This is a genomic window from Lutibacter oricola, from assembly GCF_900106565.1.
In the GTDB taxonomy this organism is placed as follows: Bacteria; Bacteroidota; Bacteroidia; order Flavobacteriales; family Flavobacteriaceae; genus Lutibacter; species Lutibacter oricola.
The window spans coordinates 34,758-48,454 of the sequence record NZ_FNNJ01000003.1 but is presented as its reverse complement, the minus strand read 5'-3'; the positions used below and the strand labels follow the sequence as shown (position 1 = coordinate 48,454).

Here is a 13,697-nt window from a genome sequence, read left to right as displayed (position 1 = left end):
TATTTAATGAAAAAACTTAAAAAAATTGTTCGAGAAGATAATTTCCTGTCATTAACAGGAAACGTCGTGATTGCAATTTTGGGTGTTGCTGGTTTTGCTTTGCTTGCCAGGAGTTTACCCCTAGATGTTTTTGGTGAATGGGTTTTATTTGTTACAGGTGGTTCTTTTATTGAAATGTTTCGTTTTGGTATTACAAACACAGCTTTAATACGTTTTTTATCTGGAGCAGATGAAGACTCTAGATATAAATTAATAGGTTCTAACGCTTTAATTGGTTTAGGTTCAACTACAATAATAGCTATTATTTTAGTGTTTTTCTATACTTTTTTCAATAACGCTATTAGCAACTCTGGTTATAACATATTTTTTAAATGGTACCCACTATTGGCTTTTTTAAATTTACCTTGGAATAATGCGCTAGTAGTATTACAAGCAGATAGAAAATATGCGCAAATTTTAATAATTAAAGCAATAAAAAGCGGATTCTTTTTTCTTGTAATTTTATTTCATTTCTTCTTTATAGAGATGACGTTAACTCAATTAATTATTGCTTTACTTATTATTAATGCAATTACATCTTTAGTAACTATAACTTTAGGTTGGGATGGAACAAAACACATTATAAAAGCAAGTGCTGAAACTAATAAAACACTATTAAATTTTGGAAAATACACAACATTTACACTAATAGGTACAAACCTATTAAGAAGTGCAGATACAGTTATTATTAGCTTAAGCCCAATGGGAAGTGCCGCAGTAGCACTATATAGCATTCCTCTTAAACTTACCGAATTACAACAAATTCCTTTAAGAAGCTTTGTAGCTACTGCATTTCCAAAAATGTCTAAAGCAAGTGTTCACGGTAAAGTTAAAGAAGTTAGAAATTTATTTTACTCATACTCTGGTGCTCTCACCTATTTATTTGTACTTATGAGTTTATTCACTTTTGTATTTGCTGAGTATTTGGTGTTAATTCTATCCGGAGAACAATATTTAAAAGTTGATCCGGCCACAGGATCTAATGTTGTAGATATAGTTCGTGTATTTTCTATTTACGGATTACTATTACCAATTGATAGAATGACAGGAGTTGGTTTAGATAGTATAAATAAACCAAACATTAACGCCATAAAAGTCTTCATTATGGTAGTAGCTAATGTAATAGGAGATTTTATAGCCATTTTTGTTTTTAAATCACTAATTCTAGTTGCTGTTGCATCTATTCTATTTACATTAATTGGTATATGGATGGGTATGTATTTTTTAAATAAAGAATTGACTTTGTCATATAAAGAAATTTTTTCAAGCGGAATTGATTTCTATAAAACACTTTTTAATAAAGCTACTAATAATCGCTTTATTGTAAACCCCAAAACTAATAAGTAATTTGACAGATAACAACAACATAAACCCTTTTGATAAGATTACAGGCTCAGCTGCTTTAGCTAGCCCAAAGGGTCTATTATACTTTTTTTTAGGGGTTTGCCTAACTGGTTTAATTCTTGCAAAATTAGAAATTGTTGGGGTCGGGCTCTTATTTGCCCTTATGTTTGGAGCTGTTTATATATACATCATATTTAAAAATCCAATTATTGGTTTTTACACGGCAATTGGTTATAATTTTGTTGTACTTGGAATTGGACGATATGTAAAAGGCTTACCCTTAGGTTTTGGTATAGATGGAATTTTAGTTTTAACTTTTTTAGCATTAATTTTTACTAGGTTTAGAGATAGAGTCGATTGGTCTCCAGCTAATCAACACGTTACTATTTTAGCTGGGATTTGGCTAGGGGTTTTTATATTGCAAATTGCAAACCCAGAAGCCAGAATGATAGAGCCTTGGATTGCTGGAAGAGGCATTGGATTTTACTTCTTTTTCTTTATTATTCTAACGTTTATGCTTATAAATACTAATAAAAAACTAGATACTTTTTTATATGTATGGGGAACATTCTCTATTCTAGCAACTTTTAAAGGTATAGGACAAATGGTTTTTGGAGTTGATGCTGCTGAGCAAGCATGGTTAGATAACGGAGGCGCCGTAACACATGTGTTATTTGGAAAATTAAGAGTATTTTCATTTATGAGTGATGCAGGGCAGTTTGGTGGAAATCAAGGACTTGCTGGTGTTGTGTTTATTATTTATTCTATGGCAAAAAAAGGCATTCCTAAATTCTTTTATCTTACAGTTGGAATATTAGGAATATATGGAATGCTAATATCAGGTACTAGAGGGTCTATTGCAGTTCCTTTTGCAGGGTTTATGACATTTTTTGTTTTAAGGAAAAATATTAAAATTCTTAGTCTTGGGCTTACAGGAGTAATACTCTTATTTGTATTTTTTAAATTCACAATGATAGCAAATGGTAATGCCCAAATAAGAAGAATGAGAACTGGGTTTGACCCTAATAATCCATCTTTACTTGTTAGAAAAGCAAATCAAGAAATTCTTAAAGGGTATCTTGCCTCAAGGCCTTTTGGAGGTGGTATTGGCCATGCAGGCGATAAGGCTCAACGTTTTTTACCAAATGCATTTCTTTCACATGTAGCAACAGATAGTTGGTATGTAATGATTTGGGCAGAGATGGGTATTGTTGGATTAACACTACATTTATTTATTTTACTATATGTTATAGGAATGGCTTCTTTTAAAGTAATGTTTCGAATTCGAGACCCAATAACCAAGTTAAAAATGAGTGCTCTAATTTGTGGAATGGCAGGAGTTATGGTCGCATCCTATGGAAATGCAGTATTTGGTGGTTTACCAACAGCTCTATTAATGTATGCTTCAATGGCACTTATGTCAAATCCAAAAGTTTTTGAAAGAGATCCAAAAGAGTATTCACTAGCATTAAATTAATAATAAAAGGTGAATAAACAAGAGAAATAAAATTAGTGTTTTAATTTAAATTTTTAATTATGCAACTATTAAATATAATACAAATCATATTACTAATCCTTTTAGGATTAGCCACTTTATATATATTTATATTTTCAATAGCTAGTTTATTTTATAAACAGCGAACTTATAATTCGAATGGTAATTTTAAAAAAATGGCTGTTCTAATCCCTGGATATAAAGAGGATGAAGTAATCCTAGAAGTTGCAAAATCTGCATTAGAACAGGATTACCCAAAAAACCTATTTGACGTAGTTATAATCGCAGATTCATTTAAAAAAGAAACTATTAGTGAATTAGAGACTTTACCTATAAAATTAATTGAGGTAAGTTTTGAGAAAAGCACAAAATCAAAAGCTTTAAATAAAGCAATGGCTAAGCTTAAAAGCAAGTATGACATTGCGCTGGTTTTAGATGCTGACAATCTAATGACTCCAGGTTTTTTAAATAAAATAAATGCTGCTTTTGAATATGATTTTATAGCAGTTCAAGGACACCGTGCAGCAAAAAACTTAAATAATTCTTGGGCTGTACTAGATGCTATTAGCGAAGAAATCAACAATAATATTTTTAGAAAAGGACATAGAGTATTAGGCCTTTCATCTGCTATTATTGGCTCTGGAATGGCTTTTAAATATACTTATTTTAAAGAATTAATGGCTACTGTAACTGCTGTTGGCGGTTTTGACAAAGAAATTGAGTTAAAAATGTTAAAAGCAAAACATAAAATTGTTTATCTAGATGACGCTATTGTTTTAGATGAAAAAATTCAAAAATCAGAAGTTTTTGGAAATCAAAGACGAAGATGGCTTTCTGCCCAGTTTCATTATTTCAGAAAAGATTTTTTAAATGCTTTAAAGGATCTTATTACTAAAGGCAATGTAGATTATTTTGATAAGGCTATACAATTTATTCAGCCTCCAAGAATATTATTATTAGGTGCTGTAATATTTCTAAGCTCTTGTTTTATTATTGTAAATTACTTGTTAAATAATCAATTTATCTATTCAATTTACTGGATTATTTTAGCGGTTGCTTGCATACTATCTTTTGTTTTTTCTGTACCAAAAATATTTTACAATTTAAAAACACTTAAAGCTTTAGCTAGTTTACCAAAAGGAATGTTTATGATGTTCCTGTCTTTACTTAAAATTAAAGGCGCTAATAAAACATTTATTCATACACAACACACATCATCAAACTCAAAAATTAATAAAAGTTAAATGATTTAAAAAAAACAAGGTGGTTAATCCCTATAAAAAACCCCAATGAAAAACAATAAACTAAAAAAACTAGAAGCTATTCGTGGATTTAGTGCCTTATATGTGGTACTCTTCCATATGTTACCCCAAAAAATATACTTTTTGGGAATAAACGTAGGAATTCTATTTAGATTTGGTTCAGAAGCAGTTATTCTATTTTTTGTGTTAAGTGGTTTCGTAATAAAATATTCTTGGGAAAAGTCAACAGATAAATCTTTTCACTCATATTTTATACGTCGATTTATTAGAATTTACATTCCTCTTTTCTTTATTTTCTTAATAGGTTACCTTTTAAAATGTTATTCTGAAGGTGCTTTAGCAAACCCAGAATGGAAAACCCTTTTAGGTAACATTTTTATGCTTCAAGATGTTATATCATTAAAACCAAACGTTGTTAGCCCTACTTACATGGGTAACGGCTTACTTTGGTCTTTATCATATGAGTGGTGGTTTTATATGCTATTTATCTTTTTAACAAAAAAAATAAGCAAAACCAAGATTAACACTTTGGTAAATATTATTGTAATTGTTGCTGCTATTTCATATCTCATTTATCCTTTTATAGTAAATAGAATTGCAATGTATTTTGCTATATGGTGGATTGGAGTAAAGTTTGCAGACATTTATTTAACAGGCGGAAAATATTCGTTTAAATCAATGCTACCATACGCATACGTTGTAGCATTAATTATAACTATTTTAGGGTTAAATTTTTATTTAAACTTCTCTTATACTAAAATTTACAAATACCCATTAGTTGCTTATCCATTTGTTGAATTAAGACATTTCATTTTTTCGTTTATAATAATGTTTGGTGCTATTATTTGGCATCGCTGGCACTGGATTGGATTTAATAACATTTTTGGAATATTTAAATACTTTGCGCCGTTCTCTTATGTAATTTATATATCACATGATTATTTAGTGGTAAAAGCAACATATTTAAATTTTATTAATCATAAAATAGTTGAATATGTACTCTATTTTATTTTAATGTTATTATTCTCATACCTAATAGAGGTAATAGTATATAAAAGAATTAAAAAATATGTAATGTATTATTTTGTTAATAAATCTATAAAAAATTAAGTAGTATGGTAATAGGTATTGAAGGACAAAGACTTTTTCGTGAAAAGAAACATGGAATGGATATGGTTGCTCTAGAGTTAATTAAAAACTTACAAGCTATAGACCATAAAAATAAATATTACATTTTTGTAAAACCAGACGTAGATGATTCAGTTTTAAAAGAAACCGCAAACTTTAAAATTATTAAGTTAGATGGTGGCCCCTATCCTACTTGGGAACAAATTGCATTGCCAAAAGCCGCAAAAAAATATGGGTGTGATGTGTTGCATTGTACAAGTAACACAGCTCCTTTATTTACAAATATTCCGTTAATCACAATTCTACATGACATTATTTATATGGAAAGTGATTATTTAAAAATACTAAAAAGTAGCGCTAGTACGTATCAGAAATTTGGTAATGTATATAGAAAACTTGTGGTGCCTAGAGTTTTAAAGAAAAGCACAAAAGTAATTACCGTATCACATTTTGAAAAAAATAGAATTGGAGAATTCTTTGGTATTAATGGAAATAATAAACTTGATGCTATTTATAACGGCGTAAGCGAACATTTTAAACCTGTTACTAATAAAGAAGAACTTCAAAGGGTAAAAGAAAAATATAATTTACCTGAAAATTATTTCTTTTTCTTAGGAAATACGGACCCTAAAAAAAACACAAAAGGAACATTAAAAGCATTTTCAGATTTTTTAAAACAAACAGGTTCTAATCACAAACTTGTAATGCTAGATTATGATAAAACTGAACTCAATAAACTTTTGGTAGAAATTAATGACACTAACCTTATCAATCACATTATTTTAACCGGTTATGTTATAAATACAGATTTACCAGCTATTTACTCTCAATGTGATGTTTTTTTATATCCTTCACTTAGAGAAAGTTTTGGTATCCCAATGTTAGAAGCTATGGGTTGCAATGTACCCGTAATTACATCAAATACATCATCTATGCCAGAAGTTTCAGGTGATGCTGCACACATAATTAATCCATTTAATCCAGAAGAAATTACGCAAGGAATTATAAAAATATTAAATAACGAAGAATATAAAAATTCACTTTGCGAAAAAGGGTTAAAACGAAGCCAACAATTCTCTTGGAAAAACATGGCAAAAGGTTATCTAAAACTTTATGAATTAATTCATTCAGAAAATTCAATAAAACAATAGCTATGGAAACAAAACCTCAACAGCCAATGGTATCAATCGTAAGTGTAAATTACGATCAACCCGAAGTTACTTGTGAAATGTTAGCTTCTTTAAGAAAAGTTACGTACTCTAATTTTGAAACATTAATTGTAGATAACGGTTCACCTACAACTTCGCCCAATATTATTAAAGAAAAATACCCTGAAGCTAAATTAATAATCAGTGAAAAAAATTTAGGTTTTGCTGGTGGAAATAATATTGCATTAAAACAAGCTAAAGGAGATTACATATTATTGTTAAACAATGACACTGAAGTTAAACCTGACTTTTTAAACAGCTTGGTTGAATTAATGGAGTCAAATAAAGAAATTGGAATTTCAAGTTCCAAAATTCTATATTTCTACGAAGATAACATCATACAATATGCAGGAGCATCACCAATAAATCCCATTACTTCTAGGGGTTTTCATTATGGTTATAAAGAAAAAGATAATGGGCAATTAAATAAAATTACAGAAACATCTTATCCACATGGCGCTTGTATGATGATAAGAAAAAGTGTTTTAGAAGAATTAGGATTGTTATACGAAGGTTACTTTCTCTATTATGAAGAACTTGATTTTGCAGAAAGAGTGAAACGAGCAGGATATAAAATTTATTTTCAACCAAATTCTACAATCCTACATAAAGAATCTATTTCTACTGGTAAAAACAGTCCATTAAAAACTTATTACATGAATAGAAATAGGTTGTTATTTGTTCGAAGAAACAGTAGTGGTATTACATTATTACTTGCAGTGTTGTACTTCTTTTTGATTTCACTTCCAAAAAACACAATAAAATATTTATTCAATAAAAAACACTTGTCTGCTCTATACAGAGGAGTGATTTGGAATATTACTCATTTTAATATTAATAAAAACCAACAGTTATGATAAAAGGTAAAGACATTATTATAGTAGGCATCCAACCTTGGGATATTGAAATTGGTAGTAACTGTAAGAATATTGCCGTTGAAATGAGCCGTAACAATAGAATTCTATATGTAAACTCTCCTTTAGACAGAATTTCAAAATTCAAAGAAAGAAAAACTGAGAAAATTAAGAAACGTATTCGTATTAAATCTGGAAAAGAAGCTGATTTGGTAAGTATTAATTCTAACATGTGGACATTTTATCCTAAAACCACAATAGAATCTATTAATTGGATTGGATCTAAAAAGATTTTCGACAGTGTTAACAGAATGAATACAAAAAAATTTACTAATGATATTAAAAGCGCTATAGATAGGCTTGGCTTTAAAAACTTCATTATTTTTAATGATAGTTCTATGTTTTTAGGACAACATTTAAAAGAATTTTTACAACCTGCATTGTATATATATTATATGCGAGACTATCTTACAAAAAACCCATATTGGAAAAAACATGGTGTAAGACTTGAACCTAAGTTGATAGAAAATGCTGATCTAGTTGTTAACAATTCAACTCTATATGCAGAATACGGAGCTAAATACAACAAGCATTGTTATATGGTTGGCCAAGGTTGTGACACTAGTTTATTTAATGATTTGGAGCGTGATATTCAAGCTTCAAAAGATTTTGAAGGTCTTCCAAAACCTATAATTGGTTATGTTGGGTTTTTATCAAGTAGAAGACTAAGCATTGATATTATTGAACATATAGCGGTAGCCAAACCAGAATGGTCTATTGTATTAGTTGGGCCTGAAGATGAAAACTTTAAATCATCTAACCTACACAACCTAAGTAATGTTTATTTTTTAGGAAGTAAGGATTCTTCAGAACTTCCAAACTATATTAAAGGCTTTGATGTTGCTATAAACCCACAACTAATTAACGATGCTACAATTGGTAACTATCCTCGAAAAATTGATGAATATTTAGCAATGGGTAAACCAACTTTAGCTTCAGCAACAAAAGCTATGGATTATTTTAAAGATTATACCTACCTAGGAAAAACTAAAGAAGACTATGTCATTTTAGCAGAAAAAGCTCTTAAAGAAAATAATGAAAACCTCGAAACAAAAAGAAGAACTTATGGAACCAGTCATAGCTGGGAGAATAATGTAAAAGAAATTTATAAATACACTGAGTTAGTAGCAAAAGAAAAAGGAATTAAAATATAATCATTATGGGAATAGTATCTAAAATAAAATCAAATCCAAAACTTAAAGCATTTGTGCTTTGGAGTATTGCTCCTAGTAGAAATCCACGCCCAAGACTTTGGGTAAGGTGGTTTTTAAACCCCTTAAAACACAAAAAAGGAAAAGGAGCAAAAATTCGCAGAAGAAGTCGAATTGATGTATTTCCGTGGAATAGATTTGAAATTGGAGAATTAACAACAATTGAAGACTTCTGTACCATAAATAATGGTTCTGGAGATGTACTATTAGGTAACCGTGTTAGAATAGGTATTGGCTCTGTAGTTATTGGCCCTGTTACTATGGGTAGTGGTTCAGGTTTAGGGCAGCACGTATTTGTATCTGGTTTTAACCATGGATTTTCAGACGGAACAAAAAATTCAAGTCAACAACCTCTACAAGTAAAACCAACAGTAATAGAAGAAGATTCTCATATTGGTGCAAACTCTGTTGTTTTAGCAGGTGTTACCATAGGTAAACGCTGTCAAATTGGAGCTGGAAGTGTTGTTACAAAGAATATTCCACCCTTTTCAGTGGCTGTAGGAAACCCTGCAAAAGTTATAAAAAAGTTTAATCACGAAACCAAAGTTTGGGAAAAAATTTAAATAAATATTATGGAAGTATTAAAAATATTATTTTGGGCATTTCTTTTTATAATAATTTATACATATGTTGGATATGGTATTTTATTATATGCAATAATAAAAATTAGAAGAACTTTTAAAATTGGAAAAAAGGTTGAAGTTGACCATACTTACGAACCGGAAGTTACCTTATTTATAGCTGCTTATAATGAAAAAGATTATGTAGCTGCAAAAATGAAAAACACACTAGAATTAGATTACCCAAAAGATAAACTAAACGTTGTTTGGGTTACAGATGGTTCAGATGATGGAACTCCAGATTTAGTAAAAAGTTATCCAAATACTACTGTACATCATTTAGATGCAAGAAATGGTAAAATTGGAGCTATGAACAGAGGTATGGATTTTGTAAAAACTCCAATAGTAATTTTTAGTGATGCAAATACTGATTTAGGTAAAGAATCTATTAGACGCATTGTTAACCTTTTTAGCAACCCAACTGTTGGTTGCGTTTCTGGAGAAAAAAGAATTATAGAAAAAGAAAGTGATGTTGCATCTGGAGCTGGTGAAGGAATTTACTGGAAATACGAATCTACTTTAAAAAAATGGGATGCCGAATTATACTCTGTTGTAGGTGCAGCAGGAGAACTATTTGCTATAAGAACAGAGTTATATCGTCATGTTGAAAAAGACACTTTACTAGATGATTTTATTATATCATTAAGAGTAGCTCAAGATGGTTATACTATTCAATACGACCCTGAAGCATATGCAATTGAAACAGCTTCTGCAAATGTAAAAGAAGAATTAAAACGAAAAATTAGAATTTCAGCCGGTGGTATTCAATCTGTAGTTAGATTAAGTTCTTTATTAAATATATTCAAATATGGTACACTTTCCTTTCAATATATTTCGCACCGAGTACTACGTTGGACATTAACTCCACTGTGTTTACTGCTTTTAATTCCTGTTTCGTTTGTATTAGCTTATAACGAAGGACTTTTAGACTTTGGACTTTATTCAGTAATGTTTTGGTTACAAATGCTATTTTATGTTGGAGCATTAATCGGTTGGGTATTAGAAAATAAATCTATAAAAGTAAAATTACTATTCGTTCCTTATTATTTTTTCATTATGAATTTATCTGTAATCCTAGGGTTTTTCAGGTATATGAAAAACACACAATCTGTTAATTGGGAACGCTCTAAACGAGCAAGTTAATTAAATAAAAAGTTAAAAAAATTTAAAATGAATAGAAGAACAGCCATAGGAGGAATATTAGGTATAGCAGGACTAGGAATTGCTTCAGTCTCTGTTTTAAAATATTTTAAAACTGATATTGATATAAGCAAAGGTAAGCTAGTAAATTATGAGAGTTTAATTTCTGAATTAGTTGATGTAATTATACCTCCAACAGAAACTCCAGGAGCAAAATCTGCCAAAGTTCAAAATTTTGTAATTAATTATATGGAGGAATGTGCTTCAATTAAAGAATATACTAAATTTTTTAACGGACTAAATGATCTTCAAGAAACTTGTTTAGATAGTTACGGAATTCCTTTTGAAGAGTGTTCAGATATTCAAAAAAACGAACAATTAGAAAACTTAGATAGCGGACTTGATTCTAATAGTATGTTTATGAAAATTAGCAACAAACTTCGTGGTCGTTCCTTCTTTAATATTTTAAAAACATTAACTATTGAAGGTTACTGTATCTCTTCTGTTGGAGCTACACAACACTTAGCTTACTTACCTTTTCCAGGTAAGTATGAAGCTATTACAACATTAAAAACTAATCAAAAAGCTTGGGCTACAAAATAAAACAATTATGACAAATCAAACAGATAAAAATACTTTTGACGCTATTGTAGTAGGATCTGGAATTAGTGGAGGTTGGGCAGCCAAAGAACTAACAGAAGGAGGATTAAAAACGTTAGTATTAGAAAGAGGTAGAAATGTAGAACATGCAAAAGATTATACAACTGCCTTAAAAAACCCTTGGGACTTCAAAAATGGAACACATTTAACCAATAAAGAATTAGAAGAAAGACCAGTACAAAGTAGCCATTGTAATGCAACAGACAAACATTTTTATGTTAAAGATAGTGAGCATCCATATATACAAACTAACCCTTTTAAATGGATAAGAGGCTACCAAGTAGGTGGTAGATCTTTAACTTGGGGACGCCAAAGTTATCGTCTTTCTGAAATGGATTTTGAAGCAAATAAAAAAGATGGACATGGCGTTGACTGGCCAATTAGATATAAAGATTTAGAAAAATGGTATGACTATGTTGAAGAATATGTTGGAATAAGTGGTAGTAAAGAGTCTTTACCTCAACTTCCAGACGGTGTTTTTTTGAAACCCATACCCTTAAATGCAATTGAACAGCATTTAAAAGAAACTGTAAGTGAAAAATACTCAGATCGTGTTTTAATAAATGGAAGAGTTGCTAATTTAACTGAGGCTACAAAAGGTAGAGGCCCGTGCATTTATCGAAATTTATGCAGTAGAGGGTGCCCTTTTTCAGGTTATTTTAGTAGTAATTCATCGACATTATTAGATGCACATAATTCTGGAAATTTAACACTTAGAGCCAATTCAATAGTAAAAAAAGTTATTTATGATGAAGATAAAAAACGAGCTATTGGAGTTATAATTATTGATACTATTACCAAAGAAGAATTTAGCTATTATGCAAAAATAATTTTCTTAAATGCATCGGCAATAGCAACCGCAGCTATATTATTAAACTCTACCTCGCCTTCTTTTCCAAATGGGTTAGGGAATTCTAGTTTACAAGTAGGTCATAATTTAATGGATCATATAGTAAATAATGCTTCTTTTGGAACTTATGAAGGTTTAAAAGATAAATATTACGAAGGAAAATCACCTGGAACAATTTATATCCCAAGATTTCAAAATTTAAATAGCGAAACTAAAAATAAAAAATTTGTAAGAGGTTATGGGATTCAAGGAAAAGGAGAAAGAGAAAATTGGCAAACAAAATCTACTGTTGGTTTTGGAAAATCTTTAAAAGAACAATTGTCAACACCAGGAAAGTGGAAATTTTTTCTTGGAGGTCGTGGAGAAACGCTACCTAATTACGAAAATAAAATTACACTAGATTCTGAAAATAAAGATCAGTGGGGGTTACCTTTAGTTAAGGTCGACTTTAAATATGGCCCTAATGAAATAGCAATGATGGAACAAATGACCAAAGAAAGTGAAGAAATACTATTAAACGCTGGATTTGAAAATGTAGGAAGTTATAGAACCCCTCCTTCTCCAGGATCGGCTGTACATGAAATGGGAACTGCAAGAATGGGACATGACCCTAAAACTTCAGTATTAAACAAACACAATCAAATGCACGATGTTAAAAATGTATTCATAACCGATGGAAGTTGTATGACCTCTTCAGGTTGTCAAAACCCATCTTTAACCTATATGGCTATAACGGCAAGAGCCTGCCAATATGCTATTAACCAACTTAAATCGGGTCTGTTATGAAAAATTTAAAATTTATTGCCATCTTTTTGGGTTTAATCTTTTTATTATTTGGGGTTATTTATTTTATAAAACAACCATCTTATAGTATTAAAACAGACGGTATACTATATGTTGTTAACAAAGCAAGCCATAACATTACAATCTTTGATTTATTAAAAGGTAAAAAAATTAAGGATCTTGCTACCGAAATAGAACCACATGAAGCAACAATTGTAACAAACCCAAACAGAGTTATAGTTACTAATTATGGAGCATCAAATAATCCCGGAAAGAGTATAACTGTTATTAACGCGGCAACTAATACTATAGAAAAAACAATAACACTAGGTAAAAATTTAATGCCACATGGCATTATTAGTTTACCTCAACCAAATAAAGTAGGTGTTGTTGCAGATATAGGAAATCATTTATCTATAGTTAATATAGAAACAGGTATTGTAGAGAAGCAAATAGCTACACAACAAGACTTTAGTCATTTATTAGTCCACCATCCAGATAAACCTTTAATATATGTATCAAATATTAATTCAGGCTCTGTTAGTGTAATAGATGTTGAACAAGATAAAGTTGTAAAAATAATTACTTGCAGTAAACGAACTGAAGGAATTGACATTACACCTGATGGCTCAGAAATATGGGTAACAAATATTGATGAAAATTTTATTTCTATTATAAATACCGAAACATATGAAATTACAAAAACTTTAAAAACAGGGAAACAACCATTAAGATTAAAATTTTCTGTTGATGGAAAACAGTGTTTAGTTTCTAACGCAAGTGATGGAACAGTTTCTGTTTATAACAGTAAAACCAAAAAAGAAATTACTACCATAAAAATTCCAGGTAATAATAACATATTTGAAAAAATAATTTATCGAACCCCACGTCCAGTAGGTATTTTAATGCATCAAAATGGGCTATATGCATTTGTATCTAATTTGACAGCTGGAAGAGTTGAAATAATTGACATGAAAAACTTTACCATTGTAAGCAGTATTAAAACAGGAGACATGCCAGACGGTTTAGCTTTAATTAATTAA

Annotated in this window: 12 protein-coding genes; all 12 read left to right on the top strand. The window is 30.1% G+C overall.

The features are described from left to right. The first annotated feature begins 6 nt into the window (after positions 1-6). The gene (locus BLU40_RS07910) at positions 7-1,386 is read left to right on the top strand and encodes a lipopolysaccharide biosynthesis protein (protein ID WP_090122072.1); all 1,380 of its coding nucleotides are present in this window, start codon (positions 7-9) and stop codon (positions 1,384-1,386) included. Between the two features lies 1 nt (position 1,387). Then, entirely contained in the window at positions 1,388-2,860 is a 1,473-nt protein-coding gene (locus BLU40_RS07905) for an O-antigen ligase family protein (RefSeq protein ID WP_090122069.1), read from the top strand. A gap of 194 nt (positions 2,861-3,054) precedes the next feature. After that, positions 3,055-4,122: a glycosyltransferase family 2 protein gene (locus BLU40_RS07900; protein WP_090122067.1), complete on the top strand. Its 1,068-nt coding sequence runs from the start codon at positions 3,055-3,057 to the stop codon at positions 4,120-4,122. 45 nt (positions 4,123-4,167) lie between these two features. Next, the gene (locus BLU40_RS07895) at positions 4,168-5,250 is read left to right on the top strand and encodes an acyltransferase family protein (RefSeq protein ID WP_090122064.1); all 1,083 of its coding nucleotides are present in this window, start codon (positions 4,168-4,170) and stop codon (positions 5,248-5,250) included. Positions 5,251-5,255: 5 nt separating this feature from the next. Continuing rightward, a complete protein-coding gene (locus BLU40_RS07890) occupies positions 5,256-6,419 on the top strand; it encodes a glycosyltransferase family 4 protein (RefSeq protein WP_090122061.1) in 1,164 nt (387 codons plus the stop codon). A gap of 2 nt (positions 6,420-6,421) precedes the next feature. Continuing rightward, on the top strand, positions 6,422-7,333 hold the full coding sequence (locus BLU40_RS07885; protein ID WP_245729916.1) for a glycosyltransferase family 2 protein: 912 nt from the start codon (positions 6,422-6,424) through the stop codon (positions 7,331-7,333). Further along, entirely contained in the window at positions 7,330-8,544 is a 1,215-nt protein-coding gene (locus BLU40_RS07880) for a glycosyltransferase (RefSeq protein WP_090122057.1), read from the top strand. The genes BLU40_RS07885 and BLU40_RS07880 overlap by 4 nt, the downstream gene beginning before the upstream one ends. A 5-nt stretch (positions 8,545-8,549) precedes the next feature. Beyond that, positions 8,550-9,164 (top strand): acyltransferase, encoded by a 615-nt coding sequence (locus BLU40_RS07875; protein WP_090122054.1) that lies wholly within the window; start codon positions 8,550-8,552, stop codon positions 9,162-9,164. 9 nt (positions 9,165-9,173) lie between these two features. Next, on the top strand, positions 9,174-10,364 hold the full coding sequence (locus BLU40_RS07870) for a glycosyltransferase family 2 protein (RefSeq protein WP_090122050.1): 1,191 nt from the start codon (positions 9,174-9,176) through the stop codon (positions 10,362-10,364). Between the two features lie 27 nt (positions 10,365-10,391). Then, positions 10,392-10,964, top strand: coding sequence for a gluconate 2-dehydrogenase subunit 3 family protein (locus BLU40_RS07865; protein WP_090122048.1), 573 nt, complete (start codon positions 10,392-10,394; stop codon positions 10,962-10,964). Between the two features lie 7 nt (positions 10,965-10,971). Continuing rightward, complete coding sequence (locus tag BLU40_RS07860) at positions 10,972-12,657, top strand: GMC oxidoreductase (protein ID WP_090122046.1); 1,686 nt, start codon at positions 10,972-10,974, stop codon at positions 12,655-12,657. Further along, positions 12,654-13,697 carry a cytochrome D1 domain-containing protein gene (locus tag BLU40_RS07855; RefSeq protein WP_090122043.1) on the top strand — a complete coding sequence of 348 codons (1,044 nt, stop codon included), beginning with the start codon at positions 12,654-12,656 and terminating at the stop codon, positions 13,695-13,697. Before BLU40_RS07860 ends, BLU40_RS07855 begins: the two co-directional genes overlap by 4 nt.